We start from the raw sequence: 25,412 nt of genomic DNA, 5'->3' as shown, positions 1-25,412 counted from the left end.
ACGCCTTGCACAATGCCCGGAAATGCCCGGCATCCTGAAACCGGATCGAATTTTACAGTTTGGCCTCCCCCCAAAAGAGGCTGGACACGATGCCCGACCAACACAAATTTCGACCACAACACCTCGCACTGGCCATTGCGCTGGCGTTGGGATGTGCTGAATTTTCCATGGCTCAAGAGCTGTCTGAAAGAGCTGAACCGCCGGTCGACGCCAAATTAATAGATCGGGTGGAGCCTGAGCCGAGAAGCGATCTGGCGGCTCTTCTTCCAACCTTCATGAATTTTCATGGCGCCGTTCCCCAGGAGATTGATTCACCTGAGACGGTAGTAACGGGAACAGAAGCCAACGAACTCATCATCATGAAGAACGGTGGCAGCATAAAAGGCCTGGTTGATGGACAAGGAGGCATCAACTCCATAGACCTTGATGCCTCTGACGGTGGCGTACTGGGGAACACACAAAATTTCGACGGCCTGGTGAACTCTCAAGGTTCGTGGACATTGACCAGTAAGTCGGACTTCAAGGACGGCGTGGTCGTACTGAACGACGGCACCCTGACCAACAAAGGGACAATCCTGGGTCGTGGGTTTGCCCTCGGACAGCTCATAAACAAAGGCGACATAAAGGACCACGTGCATGTTTTCGAAGGCGGTGCGTTCGCGGGTTCCGGGACCGTCGGCAGCTTGCAAGTACACGGCCGCGTCGACGTCAACAGAATGCACGGAGCTCCAAAGGTCAAGGGGGACTTGAGCTTTTCCAAGACCGCTGTATTGGTCTACGAGGTCAATCCCGAAGACAAAGGCCAAACGATCAGGGTCGACGGCACTGCCCACCTGGGCGGATCCACCCTGAAAATCGTCGCGATGCCGGGTGAATATCTGCAAAGCCATCGCTACACCATCATCCAGGCGGACAAGGTCGAAGATAAATTCGGCGAAGTGCTCAATGACCTGGCGTTTATGGCACCGACGCTCAGGTACAACACCAAGAGTGTCGGCCTGACCTATGCCCGTAACGGCGTACCTCTCGAGAGTTTCGCCACTTCCGACAACGAACGGGAGTTCGCCAAAAATGTCACCGAACAACCACACATCCCCGAAGCTCAAGTACCCTCTGACAGCGTGGATACCGTCGTCGCCGAAGTGACGTCACCCCTTATCCCTGACACGCCAGCTTCAGCTCCGGAATCATTCGTCGTCGCTGAATCTTCTGACGCTGTACAACAAGCAGTTGCTGTCACCGACTCTTCCGGCGTTGCGCAACAAGCAGCCGTTGTCACCGATACTTCCGGAACGGTGCAACAACCAGCCGCTGCCACCGACTCTTCCAGCACCGAACAACAACCTGCCACCGTCGCCGACTCTTCCAGCACGGCGCAGCAACCACCAACTACGACAAATGCCGCTATCGCCGCCCTGCTCGCCGCCGACAAAAAAACCGCTTCCTACGCCCTCGAGCAACTCGCCGGCTCCAGCAACGCCAACCTCGCCAAAGCAACCTTGAGCAGTGTCGATCCAGTCAATGGAAGCATGCTCTCGGCCATGCGCCAACTGGACAACACCCACGGCAGCGGCAACCTGCGTGAGCGGAACAACGCGCCACGGCTGGCGGCTGGCAGCGAAGACAATGGCAGAGTCTGGCTGCAAGCACTCGGCCACGGCGGGAAACTGGATCGCGATATCGAACCCCTGCAACACTCGACCAAGGGCTTGTTGCTGGGCGCCGATTGGAGCATCGACGAGGAGTGGAGCCTGGGATTAATGGGCGGTACCTCCCGGACCCGACTAGACAGCAAGGAATTCGACGGCGATCTCGACAGCTGGCACCTGGGCGCCTATGCCTTGCGTCAAAACGGTCCGATGTCCCTTCGTCTAGGCGCGACTTACAGCAGCCACGACGGCAGCACAGCACGCCGGGTAGCGTTCACCGGTTTCAGCGATCGTCCCAAAGGCAGCTACGACGCCAGCACTCAACAAGCCTTCGCCGAAGTGGGTTACAACCTGGGCCGCGCCAACGTCAGCATCGAACCGTTCGCCAGCCTCGGTTACCAACGCTATCAGCGCGATGGCTATGCCGAAAAAGGCGGGGCGGCGGCGTTGAAGGTCCACGAGCAGTCCCAGAGCAATATGAACAGCACGTTTGGGCTGCGTGTGGCGAAGGTCGACACCCTGGAAAACGGCATGCGCCTGACACCGCGATTCAGTGCTGGCTGGAAACACACCTACGGCAATCTCTACACCAATACCCGCCAACGGTTGGTGACCGGCGGCAGCAACTACACCGTTTACGGTGCGGCGCTGGATCGCAATAGTTTGCTGGTGGATGCAGGCCTGGATCTTGGAGTGTCGTCCAACCATAGCGTGGGGATGGGCCTCACTGGCGAGCTAGGCAGTGACAGCCGCAATCACGGCGTAATGGGGCAGTGGCGGATGGCGTTTTAATTATCAGCTGACACACCTTGGAACCTGTGGGAGCGGGCTTGCTCGCGAAAGCGGTTCGTCAGTCAACATGGATGTCGACTGACACGACCTCTTCGCGAGCAAGCCCGCTCCCACAAGGATTGTGATACCTGCTGAATACCGCGCAAAAAAAAGGGGAGCACATGCCCCCCCGAGGTTTAAAGCGGTGTATCGAGGCTGTAAATCAGCCTTCGATCTCGATCAGGATTTCGCCCGGGTTCACCCGGTCGCCCTTGGCCACGTGGATGGCGGTGACTTTGCCGGCGATGGCAGCCTGGACTTCGGTTTCCATCTTCATCGCTTCGGTGATCAGCACAGATTGCCCTGCCTTGACCGTGTCGCCTTCCTTGACCAGCACATCGACGATGTTGCCCGGCATGGTGGTACTGACGTGGCCCGGTGCCGTGGCTTGCTTGCGTTTGCTGCTGCCGCCGCTGACGAATTCGTTGAGCGGCTCGAACACCACTTCTTCCGGCATGCCGTCGATGGACAGGTAGAAGTGACGCTTGCCTTCGGCTTTCACGCCGACACCGGTGATGTCGACGCGGTAGGTTTCACCGTGGACATCGATAACGAACTCGGTCGGCACGCCTTCGCCGCCGGCCGAGGTCACGCCGCCGGCTTCAGGAATCGGCAACAGCACTTCAGGCGTCAGGGTGCCGGCGTTGCGCTCTTCGAGGAACTTGCGGCCGATGTCCGGGAACATGGCGTAGGTCAGCACGTCTTCTTCCGATTTGGCCACGGCGCCGATTTCGGCACGCAGCTTGGTCATTTCCGGTTTGAGCAAATCAGCCGGGCGAACGTCGATCACCTCTTCGCTGCCGATCGCCTGACGACGCAGTTTTTCGTTTACGGTGCCCGGTGCCTTGCCGTAGCCGCCTTGCAGGTAGAGCTTCACTTCGTTAGTGATGGTCTTGTAGCGCTCGCTGGCCAGTACGTTGAAGAACGCCTGGGTGCCGACGATTTGCGAGGTCGGGGTCACCAGCGGCGGGAAGCCAAGGTCTTCACGAACCTTTGGAATTTCGGCCAACACTTCCGCCATGCGGTTAAGGGCGCCCTGCTCTTTCAACTGGTTGGCCAGGTTGGAAATCATCCCGCCCGGTACTTGGTTGACTTGCACACGGGTGTCGACGGCGGTGAATTCGCTTTCGAACTGGTGGTATTTCTTACGCACGGCGTAGAAGTACAGACCGATCTCTTGCAGCAGTTCCAGGTTCAGACCGGTGTCGAATTCGCTGCCTTTAAGGGCGGCGACCATCGACTCGGTGCCCGGATGGCTGGTGCCCGAGGCGAAGCTGGAGATCGCGGTGTCGATGTGGTCGGCGCCGTTTTCGATGGCCTTGAGTTGGCACATGGTGGCCATGCCGGCGGTGTCGTGGGAGTGAATGAACACTGGCAGCGACTGCTCGGATTTCAATGCCTTGACCAGTTCACCCGTGGCGTACGGGGTCAGCAGGCCGGCCATGTCCTTGATCGCCACGGAGTCGCAACCCATGGCTTCCATTTGCTTGGCTTGGGCCACGAACGCCTCGATGGTGTGCACCGGGCTGGTGGTGTAGGCGATGGTGCCCTGGGCGTGTTTGCCGGCGGCTTTCACTGCTTCGATGGCCACACGCAGGTTACGCACGTCGTTCATCGCGTCGAAGATGCGGAACACATCGATGCCGTTGACCGCAGCCTTGGCAACGAAAGCTTTGACCACGTCATCGCTGTAATGGCGATAACCCAGCAGGTTCTGGCCACGCAGCAGCATTTGCAGACGTGTGTTAGGCAACGCCGCGCGCAGTTGGCGCAAACGCTCCCACGGGTCTTCCTTCAGGAAACGTACGCAGGCGTCGAAGGTCGCGCCGCCCCAGCATTCCAGCGACCAGTAGCCGACTTTGTCGAGCTTGTCGCAGATCGGCAGCATGTCTTCGGTGCGCATGCGGGTGGCGAGCAGCGATTGGTGGGCGTCGCGCAGGATGGTGTCGGTTACATGAATCTTCTTGGACATTTTGTTATTCCTCACAGGCCTGCGTGGGCGGCGATGGCGGCGGCGATGGCCAGGGCCAGCTCTTCGGGTTTGCGCTTGATCGAGTAGTTGGTCAGTTCAGGGTGGCTTTCAACGAAGCTGGTATTGAACTGGCCGCTACGGAATTCCGGGTTACGCAGGATTTCCTGGTAGTACGCGGCGGTGGTCTTGACCCCTTGCAGACGCATGTCGTCGAGGGCGCGCAAGCCACGGTCCATCGCCTCTTCCCAGGTCAACGCCCACACCACCAGTTTCAGGCACATGGAGTCGTAGTACGGCGGAATGGTGTAGCCGGTATAGATCGCCGTGTCGGTGCGCACGCCGGGGCCGCCGGGTGCGTAGTAACGGGTGATCTTGCCGAAGCTCGGCAGGAAGTTGTTTTTCGGGTCTTCGGCGTTGATCCGGAATTGCAGCGCGAAACCGCGATGCTGGATGTCTTCCTGTTTCACCGAAAGCGGCAGGCCGGACGCAATGCGGATCTGCTCACGCACGATGTCGATGCCGGTGATTTCTTCGGTGATGGTGTGTTCCACCTGCACCCGGGTGTTCATCTCCATGAAGTACACCTCGCCCTCGGCGAGCAGGAACTCCACGGTGCCGGCGTTCTCGTAACCCACGGCCTTGGCTGCACGCACCGACAGGTCGCCGATATAGGCGCGCTGTTCCGGGGTCAGTTGCGGGCTCGGGGCGATCTCGATCAGCTTCTGGTTGCGGCGCTGGATCGAGCAGTCACGCTCGAACAGGTGCACCACGTTGCCAAAGCTGTCGCCAAGGATCTGCGCTTCGATGTGTTTCGGGTTGACGATGCATTTTTCCAGGAACACTTCCGCCGAACCAAACGCCTTGGTCGCTTCGGAAATCACCCGTGGGAAAGCTTGTTCGAGTTCTTCGCGGCTGTCGCAGCGACGGATACCACGACCACCGCCACCGGAGGTTGCCTTGAGCATGACCGGATAACCGATACGGTCACCTTCAACCAAGGCTTCGGCGATGTCCGCGACGTTGCCTTCGGTGCCTGGCGTGACCGGAACACCGGCCTTGATCATGCTGCGGCGTGCTTCAGTCTTGTCGCCCATGCGGCGAATGACTTCAGCCGACGGACCAATGAACTTGATGCCGCGCTCGGCGCAAATGTCGGCCAGTTCAGCGTTTTCAGACAGGAAACCGTAGCCGGGATGCAACGCATCACAACCGGTTTCCACGGCCAGATTCACCAGTTTGCGCGCATTCAGGTAACCGGCCAGTGGCTCGGCACCAATGCTGTGGGCTTCGTCCGCACGCTTCACATGCAAGGCATGGCGGTCGGCGTCGGAATAGATCGCGACCGAACGAATGCCCATCTCGGCGCAGGCACGCACGATTCGTACGGCAATCTCACCACGGTTGGCGATCAGGATCTTTGTTATCACTTGGAGGTTCCCTTGAGCCGGTGGTACCCACGACCTGCTAGACCAGGTCGACGCGTGACTAAATGTTTCGATTTAGTCGCAGCCCCACACTAGCCCCCACAAGGGATTAACAAAAATGATTAATAATTGGGTCAGGCATAAGTAAAGACTTATAGTTGGCGCATCAGCCTGCGGACGGAGTCCTTAAATAATGCGTAAGTCATTGATGCGTATGACATTGCGTCAATTGCAGATTTTCAATGAGGTCTGTGATTTGCGGTCCTACAGCCGCGCGGCTGACGAAATGTCCCTCACACAACCTGCCGTGAGCCTACAGATTCGTCAACTCGAGGAGCTGATTGGTCAACCTTTGTTCGATTACGTCGGCAAAAAACTCTACATGACCGAGGCCGCCGAGGCCCTTCAACGGGCCAGCCGGGACATTTTCGGGCGCCTGGAAAACCTCGACATGCAGTTGTCGGACATGCAGGGTTCGCTGCAAGGACAACTGAAACTGGCGGTGGAATCCAGCGCCAAGTATTTCGTGCCGCACCTGTTTGCCGCGTTCAAGCGCCAGCACCCGGAAGTGAACCTGCACCTGACGGTCGTGAACCGTGGCCAGGTGATCCGGCGCCTGTCGGACAACCGCGACGACTTGGTGATCATGTCGATGGTGCCACAGGACATGGGTCTGGAATTCCTGCCGTTCCTCAACAACCCGATCGTGGCCGTGGCGCCGCCGGATCATCCGCTGTGCCACATGGGGCCGCTGCGTTTGCAGGATCTGGAGCCTTACACGCTGTTGATGCGCGAACCGGGTTCCGGGACGCGGATGGCGTGCGAAGAGTATTTCAAAGAGAAGCGCGTGCACTTCACCCAGACCCAGGAGGTCGCGTCGGCGGAAGCTCAGCGTGAGTGTGTGTTGGCGGGTCTGGGCCTGGCCTTGTTGACGCGCCACGCCCTGAACCTTGAGTTGGCGACCGGCGCACTCATTGAGCTGCCGGTCGAAGAGCTGCCGTTGTACCGCAGCTGGTGCCTGGTGCAGGCCAAAGCCAAACGCCTGTCACCGGTAGCGCACGCATTCCTTGCGTTTATTCGCAGCGAACGGGTGCAGATCAGCGCGCTGGTTGAGCGTTTCGACGGGAAGTTGCCGGTGCTGCCTGCCAGTAATTGAGTTCCAGATCCTCAGGAAAATCGCCGATCTCGGCCAGAAGCTGACGGCGTTCGCAGCGATCTTCGATAGCGCGGCGGAATTCCATGCGGCGCTGGTCTTCTTGCTGGCGACGGGTTCTGAGGGCGCTGTTGCGTTCTTCGTAGGGCTGGGCCATTTCGGGTCTCCCAAGGCGAGTACGGGAGTTACACGATGAACGCTGGGGATGACGGTTTGGCGGCGGGTGGGTTACAGGGATGTGAATGTTGCCGAGCGATGTAGCGTTTTTGAGGACGCCTTCGCGAGCAAGCCCGCTCCCACGCAGGATTTTCATCGAACACAAAATGTGTGTTCGACCGAGATCCTATATGGGAGCGGGCTTGCTCGCGAATGAGGGTCGGAACAACCTTCCAGCAATTTCAGACCCGAATCAGTCGTCCAGCGCTTTCACCGACTTAGGCGACAGCCGCAAGCTGCGCAGGCTGCGCTTGACGCTCTTGAGGTGATTGACCAAGCTCGGCCCGCGGGCCATGGCCACGCCCATCGCCAATACGTCGATCACCACCAGGTGGGCGATGCGCGAGGTTAGCGGCGTATAGATTTCGGTGTCTTCGTGCACATCGATCGCCAGGTTGACGGTCGACAACTCGGCCAGCGGTGTCTGACTCGGGCACAAGGTGATCAGCGAGGCGCCACTTTCGCGGACCAGGTTCGCAGTAATCAACAGGTCTTTAGAACGCCCGGACTGGGAAATACAGATCGCCACATCAGTCGGTTTCAGCGTCACCGCCGACATCGCCTGCATGTGCGGGTCGGAATAAGCCGCCGCCGTCAGCAGCAAACGGAAGAACTTGTGCTGGGCGTCCGCCGCCACCGCGCCCGACGCGCCAAAGCCGTAGAACTCGACGCGCTGCGCCTGGGACATCAGCGACACTGCCCGCTGCAACTCCACCGGATCAAGCTTCTCGCGAACCTCCATCAACGTGTGCAACGTGGTATCGAAGATTTTCAGGCTGTAGTCAGCGACCGAATCGTCTTCATGAATCGCGAACTGCCCGAAGCTCGCACCCGCCGCCAGACTCTGCGCCAGCTTCAGCTTCAAATCCTGGAAACCGGAACAGCCGATGGCGCGGCAAAAGCGCACGATGGTTGGCTCGCTGATCCCCACGCTGTGGGCCAGGTCGGCCATGGAACTGTGCATCACCGCCGCAGGGTCAAGCAGCACATGGTCGGCGACCTTGAGCTCCGACTTGCGTAACAGGTGGCGTGACTGGGCGATGTGTTGCAGCAGATTCAAAGGGGTCGACTCTTTGTTATTGGCAGGTGCCGGGGATGTAGCACGCTTGTAGTTATACTACATGAATCGGCTTTTTGCCTGCTCAATGCGTAACGCGATATCCCCATTCCACGCGTTATGCGCTCCATGTAGCACCTTTGGCCCTTGTAGCAAGCTGGCGCAGCCTGCGTTCGGCTGCGCAGCAGTCGTGAAACCTGAATATCAAATTTTCCTGTTAAACCGCATAACGCCTATTCACGACTGCTTCGCAGCCGAACGCAGCCTTCGGCAGCTGCTACAAAGAGTTTGCGTCCCTGTGCAGCAGTTCGGCCAGATCCAGCGCTTCCACCGGCCGACTGATCAAATACCCTTGCACTTCATCACAGCGCTCGGTTCTCAAAAACTCCAGCTGCTCTTCCCGCTCCACGCCTTCGGCCACGACTTTCAACGACAAGCCATGGGCCATGGCGATGATCGCCCGGGTGATCGCCGCATCTTCGCCACCCTCCCCCAGCCCACGGATAAACGCCTGATCGATCTTCACGTAATCCACGGGAATGCGTTTGAGGTAACTCAGCGACGAATACCCGGTGCCAAAATCGTCGATCGCCAGTTTCACGCCCAGGTCACGCAACTGCTGGAAGGTCGCGATGATGTGTTCGACGCTGTCCAGCAATTGGCTTTCGGTCAGTTCCAGCTCCAGGTAATGCGGGGCCAGGCCGGTTTCTTCCAGCACCTGACGCACCAGGCTGACCAGTTTGCCCTGGCGCAATTGATGCACCGACAGGTTGACCGACACCCGGATCGGTGCAAGTCCCTGGCGCTGCCATTCGCAGGCTTGCCAGCAGGCCTGGCGCAACACGAACTCGCCAATCGGGCCAATCAGCCCGGTTTCCTCGGCCAGCCCAATGAAATCGTTTGGCGGCACTCGGCCCATGGTCGGATGATCCCAACGCACCAGGGCTTCGGCTGCATTTAAACGGCCCGTGGCGAGGCACAGTTTCGGTTGGTAAAACACTTTCAGCTGCTTTTCTTCGATGGCTTTGCGCAGCTGGTTCTCCAGCTGCAAACGCTCAAGGGTGCTGGCTTGCAGGCTGTCGGTGTAGAACTGGAAGTTGTTGCCGCCCAGGTGTTTGGCGTGTTGCATGGCCATGTTCGACTGGCTGACCAGCGCAGAAACTTCCCGCGCGTTGTCCGGCAACAGGCTGATGCCCATGGACGCACTGACCACCAGTTCATGGCCATCCACTGTCACCGGCAAACGCAGTTTGGCGGACAAGCGAGTCGCCACTCGCGCCAGGCTCGACAGGTTGCCATAGGCATCGAACAACACCGCGAACTCATCGCCGGACAGCCGCGCAATGGTGTCCGCTTCCGGCAAGGCATTGACCAGCCGCCGGGACATCTTCTGCAATAACTGATCGGCGATTTCATGGCCGAGGCTGTCGTTGAGTAGCTTGAAACGATCGAGATTGATGTGCAGCAACGCCAAACTGCGTCGCCCGCCCTGTCGCACCCGTTGATGAGCCTCGCGCAGCCGTTCGCGGAACAGCGAGCGGTTGGCCAGGCCGGTGAGTTCGTCGTAGTGGGTCAGGTAGCGCATGCGTTCTTCAGATTCGCGCCGGGCTGACAGATCGGCGAAGAAGCCGACAATGTGACTGACCTTTCCCCGAGAATCGCGCACAGCATTCAGTTGCAACCACTGTGGATACAACTCGCCGTTCTTACGGGTTTCCACCAGTTCGCCCTGCCAAGTGCCGTGCTGCTCCAGAGATTGATGAATCGCGCTGTAGTGCCGGCGGGCATCGCGGCTGCACGGCAACTCGACGACGTTGCGCCCGAGCATGTCCTCGATGTCGTAGCCCGTCACTCGGCTGAAAGCCTGGTTGACCGCAATCAGCGCGTAATCCGGGTCGAAAATTACGATGCCTTCGCTGGCAGCTTCGAACACGGTCGCCGCCAGTTGTCGCTGTTCTTCCTGGCCTTTGCTGGCGCTGATGTCACGGCGGGTGCCGACCATGCGGATCACCCTGCCATTTTCGCTGCGTTCCACCGCCCGGCCACGGTCTTCGATCCAGACCCAGTGGCCGTCGCCGTGTCGCACGCGGTATTCGATCTGGTAATCCTCGCTGCGGCCCTTCAAATGCTCGATCAACGCGCGCTTGAGGGGCGGCACGTCGTCGGGGTGCAGGCGCGGACGCAGGTGACTGAGCATGGCGGTCACGTATTCCGGCGCCAGGCCGAACAACTCCTGAATCTGCGTGTGATGGACTTCGTCGGTTTGCAGGTTCCAGTCCCACAGCCCCAATTCGCTGGCCTTCAACGCCAACGCCAGGCGCGCTTCGCTCTTGCTCAGGGCTTGGGTGGCGGCGCTCAGTTCCTGGCTGCGCTCGGCGACGCGGTTTTCCAGCTCGACCTGGGCTTCGCGCAGCTCTTCTTCAGCATGGCGGCGCTGGTCGATTTCCTTGGCCAGTTCGAAATTAAGCTGGTCACTCTTGGTCTGAGCCAATTGCAAATGCTCGATCAGCGCCTGATTCTGGAAGCGCCGCAACAAACCGCGATCAATCAGCCGATTGACCTGCCAGGCCACCACGCTCAACGCACCCAGCAGAATCAGGCCGAACCAGCCCCAACCCTGCTGTTGTTCATCGCCGCCCCAAAACATATAGCCGATGGCCGGCAGCAGACAGGGCAACGTAAAGGAGAGAAATGCCGGCAGGCTGACCGCATAGGCGACGCTGGCCGACAGCGCTGCGGCGCCGATCAGGCCGAAGACCCAGGCTTGCTGGATAAAGGTGTCAGCGGGGGCCAGGGCAATGCCGGCGCCGGCGAGGGTCAGGCCGGTCATGGCCGAACCCAGCAGAAACATGCGGATCCAGATCGGATGGGCCTGGCGATTGGGAATCGCTGAATCGAAGGCCGCCACTTGAATCACGCGCAGCGCCACCAGCGACAGCAACCACACCAGCCAGACGCTGACCAGGAAGTAGCGCTGCGGGCTCCAGAGCAAACCGGCGCAGACCAGGCCATTGATCAGCATGAACAGCGTCGGCAACAGCGAGCCCTGGTACAGCAGGCGCGTGCGTTCGACCGCCATTTCCATGGCGTACTGTTTGCGGATAACCCGGGGCTCCACAGAGGGGCCCGACAGGTCGGAGCTGAGGGTCATAGGCAATTTTCTTGTTCTTATAATGAGCGTGGTGAGCCCGAATTGTGCACGGAGCATACACAAGCAAAGGCCGGGACCAAACTGCTCCAGATCACAAAGTAGACCAAAGTCTCGACCGCCGGCATCCATATAAAAGCCCCCAAGCGAGCCCCGCCGCCGCTTGCAGCCAGTGACCGACCGGTCGTCCTCCGTTCATCTTTCATCGGCTAATTCAAAGCGATGTTTGCCCGGTGTGGCGCCGCCCCCTAGAATGGCCCGATGCGCGATGATCTCTCCCTTCTGCTGAACTCCCTCAACGATGCCCAACGCCAGGCCGTAGCTGCCTCCGTGGGTCGTCAGTTGGTCCTGGCCGGTGCTGGTTCCGGTAAAACCCGAGTGCTGGTGCACCGTATCGCCTGGTTGATCCAGGTCGAGAACGCCTCACCCCACTCCATCCTGTCGGTGACCTTCACCAATAAGGCCGCTGCGGAGATGCGTCATCGCATCGAACAGTTGATGGGCCTGAATCCGGCCGGCATGTGGGTCGGCACGTTCCACGGCCTGGCGCACCGCTTGCTGCGGGCGCACTGGCAAGAAGCCGGGCTGAGCCAGACCTTCCAGATTCTCGACAGCGACGACCAGCAACGGCTGGTCAAGCGGGTGATTCGCGAGCTGGGCCTGGACGAGCAACGCTGGCCGGCCCGTCAGGCCCAGTGGTTCATCAACGGGCAGAAAGACGAAGGTCTGCGCCCGCAACACATTCAGGCCAGCGGCGACCTGTTTCTGGCGACCATGCGCAGCATTTATGAAGCCTATGAAGCCGCGTGTCTGCGCGCGGGCGTCATCGACTTCTCCGAACTGCTGCTACGCGCCCTCGACCTGTGGCGCGATCACCCGGGCCTGCTGGCGCACTATCAGAAGCGCTTCCGCCATATTCTGGTGGACGAGTTCCAGGACACCAACGCCGTGCAGTACGCCTGGTTACGGCTGCTGGCCAAGGGCGGCGACAGCCTGATGGTGGTCGGCGACGACGACCAGTCGATCTACGGCTGGCGCGGGGCGAAAATCGAGAACATCTATCAGTACTCCGACGACTTCCCGGATGCCGAGACTATTCGTCTGGAGCAGAACTACCGCTCCACCGCCGGGATCCTCAAGGCTGCCAACGCCCTGATCGCCAACAACACCGGGCGCATGGGCAAAGAGCTGTGGACCGACGGCGGCGAAGGCGAGGCGATCAATCTGTACGCCGCGTTCAACGAACACGATGAAGCACGCTACGTGGTGGAAACCATCGAAAGCGCGCTGAAAACCGGCTTTGCGCGTAGTGATATCGCGATTTTGTACCGCTCCAACGCCCAATCCCGCGTTTTGGAAGAAGCGTTGCTGCGCGAGCGAATCCCCTACCGCATCTATGGCGGTCAACGCTTCTTCGAACGGGCGGAAATCAAGAACGCGATGGCTTACCTGCGCTTGCTGGAAGGTCGCGGCAACGATGCGGCGCTGGAGCGGGTGATCAACGTGCCGGCCCGTGGCATCGGCGAGAAAACCGTCGAAGCGATTCGCGACCACGCGCGCCACAGCGATGTGTCGATGTGGGAAGCCATGCGCTTGCTGGTAGCGAACAAGGGCCTGACCGGTCGTGCGGCCGGCGCGCTTGGGGCGTTTATCGAGCTGATCGAGAACCTTGCCGCCAAGTGCATGGACATGCCGCTGCACCTGATGACCCAAACCGTCATCGAGCAGTCGGGGCTGATTGCCTATCACGAAGCGGAAAAAGGCGAGAAAGGCCAGGCTCGGGTAGAAAACCTTGAGGAACTGGTCAGCGCCGCGCGCAACTTCGAAAACGCGGAAGAAGACGAAGACCTGACGCCACTGTCGGCGTTCCTCGGCCATGCCTCGCTGGAAGCCGGCGACACCCAGGCCGACGAGCACGAAGACAGCATTCAGTTGATGACGTTGCACAGCGCCAAAGGCCTGGAATTCCCATACGTGTTCCTGGTGGGCATGGAAGAAGGCCTGTTCCCGCACAAGATGAGCCTCGAAGAACCGGGTCGCCTTGAAGAAGAACGGCGCCTGGCCTACGTCGGTATCACCCGGGCGATGCAGAACCTGGTGATGACCTATGCTGAAACCCGTCGCCTGTACGGTAGCGAGACTTACAACAAGGTGTCGCGTTTCGTACGTGAAGTACCGAAAGGCCTGATCCAGGAAGTGCGGTTGTCCAACAGCGTCAGCCGTCCCTTCGGCGGCGGCCAGCAGCAGAGCTCCAGCAGCCTGTTCGGCGGTAGCGAAATCCCGGACACCGGTTTCAGCCTGGGTCAGGCGGTACGGCATTCGGTATTTGGCGACGGCGTGATCCTGAACTTCGAAGGCGCCGGGGCGCAGGCTCGGGTGCAGGTGAATTTTGGGGAAGGCAGTAAGTGGCTGATGCTCGGTTACGCGAAGCTGGAAGCGATCTGAAGCCCGGCACAGGGCTTTTCTGTGGGAGCGGGCTTGCTCGCGAAGACGGTTTTCCATCCAACAGAAATGTTGGCTGATCCACCGCTTTCGCGAGCAAGCACGCTCCCACAGGGTTCGGTGTGCATCCCACTGGCACGGTTGATCTTATATAGGTGCGAACATGGGCTCAGGCTTCTTTTCCTCCTGGACATTCTGGGCCCTGATGTCAGCGGCATTCGCGGCCATGACCGCGATTTTCGCCAAGATCGGCATCGAAAACGTCAATTCCGACTTCGCCACCCTCCTGCGCACGATGGTGGTGTTGGTCAGCCTGGCCTTGATTTTGTACGCAACGGGCCAATATCAGTCATTAGGATCGATCTCCGCCAAGAGCTACCTGTTCCTGCTGCTGTCGGGACTGGCGACCGGTGCGTCATGGATTTGTTACTTCCGTGCGCTGAAACTCGGGCCGGCCTCTCTGGTCGCTCCGGTCGATAAACTCAGCGTGGTGCTGGTGGCGGTGCTCGGCGTGCTCCTGCTGGGCGAAAAACTCGACCTGCGCCAATGGGGTGGCATCGGTCTGATTACGGCCGGCGTGATCTTGCTGGCGCTACGACGCTAGGCATCCTTCCTACAGAACTTGTCCGCTCGTCTTACGGACCAAAGTTAACAAGCCTTATTGCGCTGACCGAAGCTGAACGCAACCTGTCAGGCAAAAGCCCGAAACACTCTGCCGCTAGCCAGTGACACTTCAGCTGTGCAACATGACCGGCGTGCAATCCACAAATGGGAATTCCCCTTATGAAACGTTTTCTTAGCATCGCCATGGCGCTGTGTATCGGCCTGACGATGAGCCTCGACGCCAACGCCAAACGCTTTGGTGGCGGCAAAAGCGCCGGCGCAGCGCCGACCCATCAGACCAGCCAAATGGCACCTTCTTCTGCTGCGGGCGGCGCTGCTGCCACTGCGGGTGCTGCCGGTGCCGCTGGCGCTGCGGCCAAGGCCGGCGGTGCTTCGCGCTGGCTCGGACCTCTGGCCGGTATCGCCGCCGGCGGCCTGCTGGCCTCCATGTTCATGGGCGGCGGCTTCCAGGGCATGCAAATCTTCGACATCCTGATCATGGCGGTCATCGCCTTCCTGATCTTCCGCTTCATCGCCGCCCGTCGCCGCAAGCAGCAGGAGCATCTCGCTCCGGCTGGCGCGCCGATGCAGCGTGAAACGTTCCAGAACCAGCCTGCTGGCGGTTCGATCTTCGGTGGTTCGGCAGCACCTGCCGCCGCTCGTCCGGTGATCAACGCGCCGGCCTGGTTCAATGAGCAGAATTTCATCGAAGCCGCGCGCAACCACTTCCAGTCCCTGCAACAGCACTGGGATGCCAACGAAATGGACAAGATCTCCGAGTTCGTGACCCCGCAAATGCTGGAGTTCCTCAAACGCGAACGTGCCGATCTGGGCGACGGTTTCCAGTCCACCTACATTGATAACCTCCAGGTACAACTGGACGGCGTGGATGATCGGGCCGACAAGACCATCGCCACCCTGACTTTCAGCGGTGTGTCGAAGACCTCGCGTTTCGACCAGGGTGAAATGTTCAGCGAAAGCTGGAACATGGAACGTGCACAGGGCGAGAACCAGCCTTGGCTGGTCGCCGGTATCCGCCAGAACGGCTGAACCGACGGGCGTTAAATCTGTCGCAATGCTATCCCTATAAAAAGCCCCGGCCTCGGCCGGGGTTTTCTATTTCGCGGTTGCATCTATAGCGAGCTACTGTATAAACCGCCCCATATAAACCGCGCCATCAAGCAAGAGGATCCCGGACGTGGAAGAAATCATCGAACAACTGCGTGAAGCCAACGAACCGGTCCCGGTCCCCTTGGAGTTGCCCGACGAAGATCAGATCGTGGAAATCGAAGAACAACTGTTCATCGACATTCCGTTTGTCTTCAGAGAATTTTTGCTGACCGTCAGCGACGTTGTCTACGGCAGCCTGGAGCCGGTCACGGTGACCGACCCGCAATCCCACACCTACCTGCCGGACGTTGCCGCCAACGCCTGGGACGCCGGTGTTGATCGCAGCATGATCCCGATCTGCCAGGACGGTGACGACTACTACCTGGTTGAAGAAGACGGCACCGTCGTGCTGTGGCAAGCCGAAGAAGAACTGATTGCCGAAGAAACCTGGGAATCGGTGTGGCACTGGGCGCGGGACGTCTGGCTGGAAAGCTGATCGAACCTTACTCACCCCTGTAGCAGCTGCCGAAGGCTGCGTTCGGCTGCGAAGCAGTCGTAAACCCGTAAGACTCGGTTAACCTGAAACACCTTGGCGCCTGATTTTGCGGCTGCTTCGCAGCCGAACGCAGCCTTCGGCAGCTGCTACAGGCCTGAGCTCAATGCCCGGACGACTCCTTGTGGTTGTCCAGGGTTTCCAGCAAGGCCACCTGCATGCGCGTGTGAACGCGGATGAACCAGCGCCAGAGCAGCGCCGCCACGGCGGCGGTGACCACCGCGATCAGCACCAGCAACTTGTTGGTCGGCAGAATACTGGCCGACAAGGCTGCCAGCAGCAGGAAGATCACCAGCAGCGAGAGGATCGGAATCACTTCAGCGATCACCCGACGCACTCGCTGCGTGTGACGCCCGGCCATCTCTGGCTTCACACCCATCTCCGCCAACAGCATCGACAGGGCCTTGAGCTTGCGATAGGCGGCGATCAGGAACGGCAACGACACCAGCAACGCCCCGCCCCAGATCAACGCTTTCTGCCAGCTCGGATCACTGATCCAGCCTTGCAGATATTCGGACATGCGCTCGGCGAAAAACGCGCCCGAGAAGAAAATCGCGATCACCAGCGCCAGATTGACCCCGACCTGCAACAGAATCCGCCGAATCATCGATGCCAGCAGCGCGCCCTCGCCCTGGGGCTGAATGCTGCGCAGCCATTCGCCGTACATCCCCAGCACACGGCTCAGGCGCCGCGGCATCACCTCCGCAAGCTTGATCGACAGCGGATCGGCTGCGCGAATCAGGTACGGCGTCAGCAGCGTGGTAAGCACCGAAACCGCCACGGCCACCGGATAGAGAAAGTTGCTGGTGACCTGCAAGGTCATGCCCAGCGCGGCGATGATGAAGGAAAATTCGCCAATCTGCGAAAGACCCATCCCGACCCGCAGTGAGGTGCGTCCATCGTTGCCGGCGATAAAGGCTCCGAGGCCGCAGGACAACATCTTGCCCAGTACCACCGCCACGGTGATCACCGCGATGGGCCAGGCGTATTGCAGCAGAATCATCGGATCGAGCATCAACCCGATGGCGACGAAGAAGATGGCGCTGAACAGGTCGCGAACCGGTTCGATCAGGCGTTCGATCTTCAGTAACTGCCGGGATTCGGCCATGATCGCGCCAATCAGGAAGGCGCCAAGAACCATGCTGTATTCGAGCTTGACCACCAGCAGGCAGAAACCGAAACACAGGCCCAGCACGGTGATCAACAGCATTTCATTGCTTTCGAATTTGGCCACGTAGGCCAGCAATCGCGGCACTAGAAGAATGCCGATGACCAGCGCGACAATCATGAACAGCGAGAGCTTGCCGACCGTGGAGAACACTTCGCCAGAACTCACCGTACCGCTGACCGCGATGCTCGACAGCAAGGCGATGATGCCGATGCCGAGGATGTCTTCGACGATCAGTACACCGAAGATCAACTGCGCGAAGCGCTCGTTCTTCATCTTCAGGTCGTTGAGGGCCTTGACGATGATGGTGGTTGAGGAGATCGCCAGAATCGCCCCGAGGAACAGCGAATCCATGGTGTTCCAGTCGAACCAGCGGCCGATCTCGTAGCCGATCCAGATCATCAACACGATTTCCAGAAACGCCGCGATAAACGCCGTGGCCCCGACCTTGAACAGCTTGCGCAGGCTGAATTCCAGGCCCAGGCAGAACATCAGGAAAATCACCCCCAGTTCAGCGAGGGTCTTGATGGTGTCTTCATCGTGGATCAGGCCGAACGGCGGCGTGTGAGGGCCGATGATGAAGCCCGCGACGATGTAGCCGAGGACCACCGGTTGTTTGAAACGATGAAAGAGCACGGTCACCACGCCCGCGACCAACATGATCACTGCCAGATCCTGAATGAAACTGATGGCATGCATGGTATGGGGCTCCTTGAGATCGACTTTCTGGAGCGTAACACCGCGACTTCCGACAGAAAGGCGGTGCAATATATGGAAACAGATCGATCAGCGCGTGACGGCAGCCACCTGCCCGGCGTCCCGATAATGGTTGGTTTTGAAAAACCCGCTACGCACCCGCAGAGGTGCGCTCCCGAAATTCTGCCTTGACCCGTGAGAACGCTATGGAACCCGGAAACGCCCAACTGTCGATGACGGTATTGATGACTCCCGACATGGCCAACTTCTCTGGCAATGTCCACGGCGGCACCCTGCTCAAATACCTCGACGAAGTGGCCTACGCCTGCGCCAGCCGTTATGCCGGCCGCTACGTGGTGACCTTGTCGGTGGATCAGGTGATTTTTCGCGAGCCGATTCACGTCGGCGAACTGGTGACGTTCCTGGCGTCGGTCAACTACACCGGCAATACCTCGATGGAGGTGGGCATCAAGGTCGTGACCGAAAACATTCGCGAGCGCTCGGTGCGCCACACCAATAGCTGCTTCTTCACCATGGTCGCGGTGGATGACCAGCGCAAACCGGCCGCCGTCCCGCCGCTGCAACCGCAGAACAGCGAAGACAAGCGCCGCTTCATGCAGGCCCAGCAGCGCCGGCAGATTCGTCAGGAGCTGGAAAAGCGCTATCAGGAGATCAAGGGCGACGCCTGATGGCTCCAGCAAGGTAGAGGGTGTTCTTTAGATCGCCTTCGCGAGCAAGCCCGCTCCCACATAGGTTCTTCGGTGTGCACACATTTTGTGCAACACGACAGATTCCGTGTGGGAGCGGGCTTGCTCGCGAATGGGCTCAACGCAGAACTCAGAGACTGATCGGCGTCGCCTCAAACCGCACCCGCGGATGCGCGATCCGGTCCTGCGCCCGCACCAGTTCCAGCTCATAGCTGGCGCAGGCCTGGGTTTCCAGCAATACCTCGTGGACCGCCGCCGCGGTGAATTCGAACGCCGCCACCAGGCTGTCCCCCAACAGCACGCGAGCCAGGAACAACCCAGACGTCAGGTCGCCCACGCCCACCGGCTGACGCGGAAACGCCAGTAACGGCCGACGCAAATGCCAACTGTCTTCCGCCGTCACCAGCAACATCTCGAAAACCTCTTCCGGTTTGCCGGGGTAATCGAGGTGCTTGACCAACACCGCCTTCGGCCCGCGCGCCAACAGCGCTCGCGCCATGGCCAGGCAATCGAACAGCGACTGCGGCTTGCGCCCCGAGAAGCTGTCCAGCTCCAGTTGGTTCGGGCACATGAAGTCCGCCACGGCGGCCGCCTCTTCCAGCAGGAAATCGCTGACCTCGGCCGGCACGCTGCAACCCTTTTCAGGGTGGCCCATCACTGGATCGCACAGATACAAGGCCTTGGAATTGACCGACTTGATCCGCGCCACGCCCGTGAGAATCGCCCGGCCTTGAGCCGCACTGCCGAGGTAACCGGACAGCACTGCATCGCAGTTGCCCAGTTCACCAATCGCGGCGATGCCTTCCACTAGCTCGGGAATCTGATGCGGCGGCAATATTTCACCCGCCCACTGCCCGTATTGCGTGTGGTTGGAGAACTGCACGGTGTTGAGCGGCCAGACATTCACCCCGACCCGCTGCATCGGGAAAACCGCGGCGCTGTTGCCAGCGTGGCCGAACACCACGTGGGACTGGATGGCGAGCAGATGGGGCGTACGTTTCATGCGGTGAGTTTTCCGTAAAACGATTGAAATTCGAGCCGCGCAGTATGCGACTAAACCCAGCCTGTACGACAGACCGGCGACGCAGTTAAGCTGGCACTATCTTGTTGGAGCACTTTGTTGATGCTGACCCTCGGAAATATCTTCGTGCTAATGCTGCTGGCCACTGGCGCCGCGTGGCTGTGGCATAACCACGGCTTGCGCGAGCGCGCACTGGAGCGGGTCAAGCAGCATTGCGCCAAACTCGAAATCGAGTTGCTCGACGGCAATGTGGCGCTGAAAAAAATCGGTTTTATCAAAGATGCCAACGGCCGTCGACGTCTGGCGCGGGTGTATAACTTCGAATTCACCGTGACCGGCGAAACCCGCCACACCGGAACCATTACCCAGTTTGGCGCGCACAGTGCGCAAATTGAGCTGGCGCCCTACCCTATGCCGTTTGACGACACGCCGCCGGTGGTTGAGGTGGTGAAGCCGCGTGGTGAAGTGATTGAGATGAGCCAGTGGCGGCAGGAACACACCAAGTGGCGGCCTTGAAGGTTGATGTCGTCAGTTAGCGCCCTTCGCGAGCAAGCCCGCTCCCACAATTGAAATGCATTCCTTTGTGGGAGCGGGCTTGCCCGCGAAGACGGCCTCAAAGACCGCGCAAATATCGGCACTTGTCTAAACCGTTTTGCAACTCGTCCACATCCTGCGCCTCACTGAAAATCAGCTCAATCCGCGAATCCTGGCGCCATTCACTCGGCTGCCACTCCAGCATCGAGTTATCCACCGCATTCGCTGAAACCCAACCGCCGACGCTGTGGATAACCAGCTTCGCCCGCCGCCAGGCAAGAGTCCCAAGCCACTGGCCAATGAGCGCCGAATCAAACGTCTGACTCGGATGCCAGCGCCAGCCAATACTCCAGCCGCCCTCCTGTTCCTGGCTCAAGCAAATCGGGAACGTGGGATCCAGCCAGATGGCCGGCATCTGCGCCACCCCCTTGGGGACGATGAAGTTATCCACACCCGCAACGCCTTTAGCCTCAAGCCCCGGCAATTCGCTTAACGGCAAGACCGCCTGCTGCGTCCAGTACAGCGGACGCATCGGCAAGTGCGCAGCAATTCGCTGACGATCGCCACCATCCAGGCCTTCTGACTTGTTCAGCAGCAACAAACCCGCGCTGTTCAGCGCCTCCTGTTGCGCCGTCGGCAGCGGTTTCCCGGCGGCGAGCGCCTGGGCATCCAGCACCAGCACGCACGGCTGAAGCGCCAAAACCCCAACCCACGGCACCTCGCTCAACTGCCGCAGCAACTGCGCCGGATGCCCCAGCCCGGAAGGTTCGATAAACAGTCGATCCGGCCGCGCCTTGCGCAACAAACGCCCGAGACCAATCTGAAACGGCGCACCATTGACGCAACACAAACAGCCCCCGGCCACTTCGCCCAGTGCGATACCATCGGCGTCCTGGGTCAACAGCGCGGCGTCGAGGCCGATCTGGCCGAACTCATTGATCAGCACCGCCCAGCGCTCATTCGCCGGCCGCTGCGCCAGCAGGTGCTTGATCAGGCTGGTCTTGCCGGCGCCCAACGGGCCAGCGATGACGTGGGTGGGGATGTTCTGCAACATGGTCGAAGTTTTCTGAGGAGGTAGAGGATGCGGTTGATGGGATTGTCGTTGCTGCTGGCGTTAACGTCGGGTGAGGCGCTGGCCCAGGCGTGCGTGGTCCATAGCCAGGCGGAACGTCTCGACGTGAAGGTCTGCCAGCAGAACCGCAACATCCCGGAAAAGCTGTTCGCCGACGGCTTTTGCCAGCCGAACCTGCCCGGGCAGAAAGTCGAGGTGCAGTACGTCGACCAATGCCCGACCGGTGCCTTCGGCGTGTGCAGCAACGCCCAAGTCGCCAATATGCCTTACCGGCAGGATATTCACTATTACGGCGTGGCCACCGATGCGGCGTATTTACAGCCGTTTTGTGAGGCACAGAGCCAGGGCACCTGGCTCAAACCCTAGTTCAGCCAGTCAAGCGTCAGGATTAACCGGCGCTCACCCGGTGCCGGTTGCGGCGAACGGTGGATCAAGCCGAAGCCTTCGTTGCCGTGCCACTTCTCGCCTTTGAGCAGCGCCACATCGCCGCTGCTGACTTGCTGGATTTGCGACTGCGGTTCGGCGTCCGGTTTGCCCAGTTGCCGGCGATCCATCGCCCCTTCTTTCAGCCACTCACTGCCAACACCGGCGTAGGTGGTGATCAACCGCACCGGCACATGATCGACGTGGAAGCGCGGGCACATCGCTTTATCCAATACCCGCAAGCGCAAGCCGACATGCCGGGCGCCGAGCAAACAGGCGAAGGCGCTAACCAGCCAGGACACGTCGGCGATGAAGCCTTCGTAGCCTTCCAGATCGCTGAAACTCGAGGCCAATCCGCGCAGATTGGGCTCGGAGTCTTCGTTGGGCAATTCCAGGGACAGCGACTCAGCCAGTGGCTCGTTCAGGGACAGCAACAGGCTGGCGAAGTCGGCAATGTGTACCGGGAGTTGGCGCTGCCAGACGGCAAGATTGGCGTCGTCGTGGAGGATTTTTGTCAGGACTTTCGGGTTAGCTCCGTGATGTTGGCGTGGTGTCCGGGCGGACGCCTTCGCGAGCAGGCTCGCTCCCACAGGGTTGAGTGTGAGCATCAGGCCGCCTCTTCGTGCCAGGGGCCGAACGGGTCTGGCAGCAGACGCCAGCCTTCGATGCCTTGGGCCATTTCATCGTCGGTGAGCAGGCAATTGTCGAGTTCGGCGGTGAGCTGCGCGAAGTCGATGTTCTGGCCGATGAACACCAGTTCCTGGCGGCAATCGCCAGTACTCGCGGTCCAGTTTTCCATGATCCCGGCGGTGCTTTCCTCGTCCTGCGGCCATTGGGTTTTCGGCACGAAACGCCACCAGCGACCAGCGAAACCGTGGCGCATCAAACCGCCGGCCTGGGACCAGCTACCGGCGTCCATGTGCTTGCTGGCGAGCCAGAAAAACCCTTTGGAGCGCAGCAGTTTGCCATTCACCCACGGGCGGTCGATGAAGCTGAAAAAGCGCTGGGGATGGAACGGCCGGCGGGCGCGATAGGCGGTGGAGGCAATGCCGTATTCCTCGGTTTCCGGCACGTGCTCGCCGCGCAGCTCCTGCAACCAGCCTGGCGCCTGGGCGGCTTTTTCGAAGTCGAAGCGACCGGTATTGAGGATCTTTTCCAGCGGAATTTCGCCCATGACCATCGGGATGATGTCCGCCTGGGAATTGAGCCGCTCGAGGATCGCGATCAGTTCCTGGCGCTCCTGGCTGCTGATCAAGTCGATCTTGCTGATGAGGATGACGTCGGCGAACTCAATCTGCTCGATCAGCAGGTCAGTGATCGAACGCTCATCCTCTTCGCCCAGGGTTTCGCCACGGGACGCGAGGCTTTCGGCGGCCTGATAGTCGAGCAGGAAATTCATGCCATCGACCACGGTGACCATGGTGTCGAGCCGGGCGATGTCGGCCAGGCTCTGGCCTTCTTCGTCGCGGAAGGTGAAGGTTTCCGCCACGGGCAGCGGCTCGGAGATACCGGTGGATTCGATCAACAGGTAATCGAAACGACCGTCCTTGGCGAGTTTGCTGACTTCTTCCAGCAAGTCTTCGCGCAAGGTGCAGCAGATGCAGCCGTTGCTCATTTCCACGAGCTTCTCTTCGGCACGGTTCAGGCTGACATCGCGCTGGACTTCGCTGCCATCGATGTTGATTTCGCTCATGTCGTTGACGATCACGGCCACCCGCAGGTTTTCGCGATTACGTAGTACGTAATTCAGCAACGTACTCTTGCCGGCGCCGAGAAAGCCCGACAGGACGGTCACGGGAAGACGATTGGGCATCAGGTATTCCTCACAGGATGTGGCCGGTCAAATCGCCCATTTGCGGCGTTCGCGCAGCTCTTCACGTTCTTGGGGTACAAGGGCAAGCATGTTTTTAATGTTATAGTATAACAACACAAACAAACCACTCCCCTCTTGCTCACCACGACAAAGGGCACGATGCTTGAACCCGTTCGCTCCTTGAGAAACGCCATGGGAAACGTCCTGAAGTATTCGTTGCTGGGTCTTTCGCTACTGGTCGCCGTCGATGCCTGGGGACAGATCCCGAGCCTGGCCAAATGCACCCGCAGCGCCAATCTGCTCGCGTGCGTCGACCCCGACGGCAACGCCTACAGCGTCAACACCGTCGGCAGTACGATTTATTTGCGCGGCTTCGAAGTCGTCGGTAAACGCTATTGGGCGCAGACCAGCAGCCGCTACGGGCAACTGACGTTCTTCACCGGCCTCGCTTCCGATGGCGAAGCCTGGGTCGGCTACAACCGCCGCGTTGGCTGGACCACCATCAATCGGTTTTCCAGCTCCGGCGGCAGTAGCGGCAAATTCACCTGCAGCCGGATTACCGGCTGCTAGACCTGCGCTTTTTTCTGTTCCTGCTGCCAGGCGACGTAACTGTTGAGCGGCGGATTCTTCTGGAAATAGCGCTGCAGACCGTCGAACAAACCATCTGCCACGGCCTGCTGATGTCGCGCCGTCACCAGCCGCTGACTGTCACGGGCGTTGGAGATAAAGCCGGTTTCCACCAGGATCGATGGCACGTCCGGCGACTTCAGTACGGCAAATCCTGCCTGTTCCACGCGCTTCTGATGCAATGTGGTGATGCTCGCCAGACTGCCGAGCACGGTGCTGCCCAGTTGCAGGCTGGCGGCGATGGTGGCGTTCATCGACATGTCGAGAATCACCCCGGCGAGCATCGGGTCCTTGTCCTTGAGATTGAGCAGGCTGGTGGCGCCCAGCAGGTCCGCGCCGTTTTCTCGCTGCGCCATGAACCGCGCCGTGGCCGAGGTCGCGCCGCCTTCAGACAGGCAATACACCGAGGCGCCGGACGCGGTAAGGCGTGGCGCGGCGTCCGCGTGCACCGAGATGAACATGTCGGCGTTGTGCTTGCGGGCGATCTCCACGCGTTTGCGCAGCGGGACGAAGAAGTCGTCGTTGCGGACCAGTTTCACGTCGTAGCCTTTCTCGCGTTTCAGTCGTTTGGCCAGTAGCTGGGCGATCGACAGCACCACGTCTTTTTCGCGCTCACCTTTGGCGCCGACCGCGCCCGGGTCTTTCCCTCCATGGCCGGGGTCGACCACCACGATGATGTCGCGCTTGGGATGGGCCTTGTCGATGATCGGCTCGCGGATTGGCGCAGCGGCAATCTGTAACGGCGCGGCGGTTTTCATATCGAGCACCAGTCGATGACCTTGCCCGTCCTGGGGCGGCAACTGAAAGCTGTTGAGCTGCACTGGCTCGCTGAGGTCGAGGACGATCCGCGTATCGCCCTGGCCGAAATGACCGGAGCGAATTGAGCGGATCACCGTGTTGTTCAGCGCCAACTGACTGAAATCGCCACTGAGGTTCGCGCCGCTCAGATCGATGATCAGCCGCTCGGGCGCGCTCAGGGAAAACGTCTTGAATTGCACCGGCCCGCTCAGATCGAACACCAATCGCAGCTTGTCATCCGAACGCCAGAGCCGTGCGTTACGAATCTGCGTAGCCGAAACACCAAAGGGTAAAGCGAAGGCCGCGCTGGCCAGAATCAGGTTGAGCAAGTGACGTCTGTGCATGGTGAAAGCCCGCTGGCGAAAAAGGCATCGTCGATGTTAGTGTAATAATAT

At 59.9% G+C, this 25,412-nt stretch carries 21 protein-coding genes; 10 read left to right on the top strand and 11 right to left on the bottom strand.

The features are described 5' to 3' along the window. Positions 1-89 precede the first annotated feature (89 nt). Positions 90-2,441 carry an autotransporter domain-containing protein gene (locus HB680_RS06645; RefSeq protein ID WP_213937766.1) on the top strand — a complete coding sequence of 784 codons (2,352 nt, stop codon included), beginning with the start codon at positions 90-92 and terminating at the stop codon, positions 2,439-2,441. A gap of 202 nt (positions 2,442-2,643) precedes the next feature. On the opposite strand, the gene oadA is transcribed toward HB680_RS06645, so the two are convergent. Further along, positions 2,644-4,452, bottom strand: coding sequence for a sodium-extruding oxaloacetate decarboxylase subunit alpha (gene oadA / locus HB680_RS06640; RefSeq protein WP_213937765.1), 1,809 nt, complete (start codon positions 4,450-4,452; stop codon positions 2,644-2,646). Between the two features lie 11 nt (positions 4,453-4,463). After that, positions 4,464-5,879: an acetyl-CoA carboxylase biotin carboxylase subunit gene (locus HB680_RS06635; RefSeq protein WP_213937764.1), complete on the bottom strand. Its 1,416-nt coding sequence runs from the start codon at positions 5,877-5,879 to the stop codon at positions 4,464-4,466. 190 nt (positions 5,880-6,069) lie between these two features. On the opposite strand from HB680_RS06635, the gene HB680_RS06630 reads away from it, so the two are divergent. Next, positions 6,070-7,032: a LysR family transcriptional regulator gene (locus HB680_RS06630; protein WP_123408612.1), complete on the top strand. Its 963-nt coding sequence runs from the start codon at positions 6,070-6,072 to the stop codon at positions 7,030-7,032. Here HB680_RS06630 and HB680_RS06625 read toward each other — a convergent pair. The 3 genes from HB680_RS06625 to HB680_RS06615 form a co-directional block, all read right to left on the bottom strand. Continuing rightward, a complete protein-coding gene (locus tag HB680_RS06625) occupies positions 6,974-7,186 on the bottom strand; it encodes a hypothetical protein (protein ID WP_082356652.1) in 213 nt (70 codons plus the stop codon). The genes HB680_RS06630 and HB680_RS06625 overlap by 59 nt on opposite strands. Before the next feature lie 252 nt (positions 7,187-7,438). Continuing rightward, positions 7,439-8,305 (bottom strand): transcriptional regulator HexR, encoded by an 867-nt coding sequence (gene hexR / locus HB680_RS06620; RefSeq protein WP_008027445.1) that lies wholly within the window; start codon positions 8,303-8,305, stop codon positions 7,439-7,441. Between the two features lie 274 nt (positions 8,306-8,579). Further along, on the bottom strand, positions 8,580-11,453 hold the full coding sequence (locus HB680_RS06615) for an EAL domain-containing protein (protein WP_213937763.1): 2,874 nt from the start codon (positions 11,451-11,453) through the stop codon (positions 8,580-8,582). A 258-nt stretch (positions 11,454-11,711) separates the two neighbouring features. Here HB680_RS06615 and uvrD point away from each other — a divergent pair, with 258 nt between their 5' ends. The 4 genes from uvrD to HB680_RS06595 all read left to right on the top strand — a co-directional run bounded on the left by uvrD (position 11,712) and on the right by HB680_RS06595 (position 16,101). Then, entirely contained in the window at positions 11,712-13,895 is a 2,184-nt protein-coding gene (gene uvrD, locus HB680_RS06610; RefSeq protein ID WP_213937762.1) for a DNA helicase II, read from the top strand. Between the two features lie 160 nt (positions 13,896-14,055). Further along, positions 14,056-14,496, top strand: a complete 441-nt coding sequence (locus HB680_RS06605; protein WP_213937761.1) for an EamA family transporter — start codon at positions 14,056-14,058, stop codon at positions 14,494-14,496. Between the two features lie 179 nt (positions 14,497-14,675). Next, on the top strand, positions 14,676-15,545 hold the full coding sequence (locus HB680_RS06600; protein WP_213937760.1) for a Tim44 domain-containing protein: 870 nt from the start codon (positions 14,676-14,678) through the stop codon (positions 15,543-15,545). Positions 15,546-15,693: 148 nt separating this feature from the next. Further along, the gene (locus tag HB680_RS06595) at positions 15,694-16,101 is read left to right on the top strand and encodes an SMI1/KNR4 family protein (protein ID WP_007943369.1); all 408 of its coding nucleotides are present in this window, start codon (positions 15,694-15,696) and stop codon (positions 16,099-16,101) included. Positions 16,102-16,261: 160 nt separating this feature from the next. Here the strand turns inward: HB680_RS06595 and HB680_RS06590 are convergent, their stop codons facing one another. Continuing rightward, complete coding sequence (locus HB680_RS06590) at positions 16,262-18,025, bottom strand: cation:proton antiporter (protein ID WP_213937759.1); 1,764 nt, start codon at positions 18,023-18,025, stop codon at positions 16,262-16,264. A gap of 203 nt (positions 18,026-18,228) precedes the next feature. On the opposite strand from HB680_RS06590, the gene HB680_RS06585 reads away from it, so the two are divergent. After that, positions 18,229-18,711, top strand: a complete 483-nt coding sequence (locus HB680_RS06585; RefSeq protein WP_016772447.1) for an acyl-CoA thioesterase — start codon at positions 18,229-18,231, stop codon at positions 18,709-18,711. A 148-nt stretch (positions 18,712-18,859) separates the two neighbouring features. Here HB680_RS06585 and pdxY read toward each other — a convergent pair whose 3' ends face one another. After that, the gene (gene pdxY / locus HB680_RS06580) at positions 18,860-19,732 is read right to left on the bottom strand and encodes a pyridoxal kinase PdxY (protein ID WP_213937758.1); all 873 of its coding nucleotides are present in this window, start codon (positions 19,730-19,732) and stop codon (positions 18,860-18,862) included. A gap of 120 nt (positions 19,733-19,852) precedes the next feature. Between pdxY and HB680_RS06575 the strand changes: the two genes are divergently transcribed. Then, positions 19,853-20,266, top strand: a complete 414-nt coding sequence (locus HB680_RS06575) for a DUF3301 domain-containing protein (RefSeq protein WP_054048264.1) — start codon at positions 19,853-19,855, stop codon at positions 20,264-20,266. Positions 20,267-20,363: 97 nt separating this feature from the next. Here HB680_RS06575 and HB680_RS06570 read toward each other — a convergent pair whose 3' ends face one another. Continuing rightward, a complete protein-coding gene (locus tag HB680_RS06570) occupies positions 20,364-21,338 on the bottom strand; it encodes a CobW-like GTP-binding protein (protein ID WP_213937757.1) in 975 nt (324 codons plus the stop codon). A gap of 27 nt (positions 21,339-21,365) precedes the next feature. Between HB680_RS06570 and HB680_RS06565 the strand changes: the two genes are divergently transcribed. Next, positions 21,366-21,722, top strand: coding sequence for an NADH:ubiquinone oxidoreductase (locus tag HB680_RS06565; protein ID WP_213937756.1), 357 nt, complete (start codon positions 21,366-21,368; stop codon positions 21,720-21,722). Here HB680_RS06565 and HB680_RS06560 read toward each other — a convergent pair. Both HB680_RS06560 and zigA read right to left on the bottom strand, forming a co-directional pair. Beyond that, positions 21,719-22,387 carry a DUF1826 domain-containing protein gene (locus HB680_RS06560; protein ID WP_213937755.1) on the bottom strand — a complete coding sequence of 223 codons (669 nt, stop codon included), beginning with the start codon at positions 22,385-22,387 and terminating at the stop codon, positions 21,719-21,721. The genes HB680_RS06565 and HB680_RS06560 overlap by 4 nt on opposite strands. Beyond that, the gene (zigA, locus tag HB680_RS06555) at positions 22,387-23,592 is read right to left on the bottom strand and encodes a zinc metallochaperone GTPase ZigA (protein ID WP_213937754.1); all 1,206 of its coding nucleotides are present in this window, start codon (positions 23,590-23,592) and stop codon (positions 22,387-22,389) included. Before zigA ends, HB680_RS06560 begins: the two co-directional genes overlap by 1 nt. 192 nt (positions 23,593-23,784) lie before the next feature. On the opposite strand from zigA, the gene HB680_RS06550 reads away from it, so the two are divergent. After that, positions 23,785-24,162, top strand: coding sequence for a glutamine synthetase (locus HB680_RS06550; protein WP_213937753.1), 378 nt, complete (start codon positions 23,785-23,787; stop codon positions 24,160-24,162). On the opposite strand, the gene HB680_RS06545 is transcribed toward HB680_RS06550, so the two are convergent. After that, on the bottom strand, positions 24,159-25,361 hold the full coding sequence (locus HB680_RS06545) for an N-acetylmuramoyl-L-alanine amidase (RefSeq protein WP_213937752.1): 1,203 nt from the start codon (positions 25,359-25,361) through the stop codon (positions 24,159-24,161). The genes HB680_RS06550 and HB680_RS06545 overlap by 4 nt on opposite strands. Positions 25,362-25,412: the final 51 nt, after the last annotated feature.

Origin of the sequence: Pseudomonas sp. dw_612 (assembly GCF_018449725.1) — a bacterium.
Classification (GTDB): Bacteria; Pseudomonadota; Gammaproteobacteria; order Pseudomonadales; family Pseudomonadaceae; genus Aquipseudomonas.
This window is presented reverse-complemented; position numbering and strand designations above follow the sequence as displayed.

Bases quoted from the DNA above. Each gene is read 5' to 3' on its own strand.
- HB680_RS06645 (WP_213937766.1), top strand. From the start codon at position 90: ATGCCCGACCAACACAAATTTCGACCACAACACCTCGCACTGGCCATT.
- oadA (WP_213937765.1), bottom strand. From the start codon at position 4,452: ATGTCCAAGAAGATTCATGTAACCGACACCATCCTGCGCGACGCCCAC.
- HB680_RS06630 (WP_123408612.1), top strand. From the start codon at position 6,070: ATGCGTAAGTCATTGATGCGTATGACATTGCGTCAATTGCAGATTTTC.
- HB680_RS06625 (WP_082356652.1), bottom strand. From the start codon at position 7,186: ATGGCCCAGCCCTACGAAGAACGCAACAGCGCCCTCAGAACCCGTCGC.
- HB680_RS06615 (WP_213937763.1), bottom strand. From the start codon at position 11,453: ATGACCCTCAGCTCCGACCTGTCGGGCCCCTCTGTGGAGCCCCGGGTT.
- uvrD (WP_213937762.1), top strand. From the start codon at position 11,712: ATGCGCGATGATCTCTCCCTTCTGCTGAACTCCCTCAACGATGCCCAA.
- HB680_RS06605 (WP_213937761.1), top strand. From the start codon at position 14,056: ATGGGCTCAGGCTTCTTTTCCTCCTGGACATTCTGGGCCCTGATGTCA.
- HB680_RS06600 (WP_213937760.1), top strand. From the start codon at position 14,676: ATGAAACGTTTTCTTAGCATCGCCATGGCGCTGTGTATCGGCCTGACG.
- HB680_RS06590 (WP_213937759.1), bottom strand. From the start codon at position 18,025: ATGCATGCCATCAGTTTCATTCAGGATCTGGCAGTGATCATGTTGGTC.
- HB680_RS06585 (WP_016772447.1), top strand. From the start codon at position 18,229: ATGGAACCCGGAAACGCCCAACTGTCGATGACGGTATTGATGACTCCC.
- pdxY (WP_213937758.1), bottom strand. From the start codon at position 19,732: ATGAAACGTACGCCCCATCTGCTCGCCATCCAGTCCCACGTGGTGTTC.
- HB680_RS06575 (WP_054048264.1), top strand. From the start codon at position 19,853: ATGCTGACCCTCGGAAATATCTTCGTGCTAATGCTGCTGGCCACTGGC.
- HB680_RS06570 (WP_213937757.1), bottom strand. From the start codon at position 21,338: ATGTTGCAGAACATCCCCACCCACGTCATCGCTGGCCCGTTGGGCGCC.
- HB680_RS06565 (WP_213937756.1), top strand. From the start codon at position 21,366: ATGCGGTTGATGGGATTGTCGTTGCTGCTGGCGTTAACGTCGGGTGAG.
- HB680_RS06560 (WP_213937755.1), bottom strand. From the start codon at position 22,387: ATGCTCACACTCAACCCTGTGGGAGCGAGCCTGCTCGCGAAGGCGTCC.
- zigA (WP_213937754.1), bottom strand. From the start codon at position 23,592: ATGCCCAATCGTCTTCCCGTGACCGTCCTGTCGGGCTTTCTCGGCGCC.
- HB680_RS06550 (WP_213937753.1), top strand. From the start codon at position 23,785: ATGGGAAACGTCCTGAAGTATTCGTTGCTGGGTCTTTCGCTACTGGTC.
- HB680_RS06545 (WP_213937752.1), bottom strand. From the start codon at position 25,361: ATGCACAGACGTCACTTGCTCAACCTGATTCTGGCCAGCGCGGCCTTC.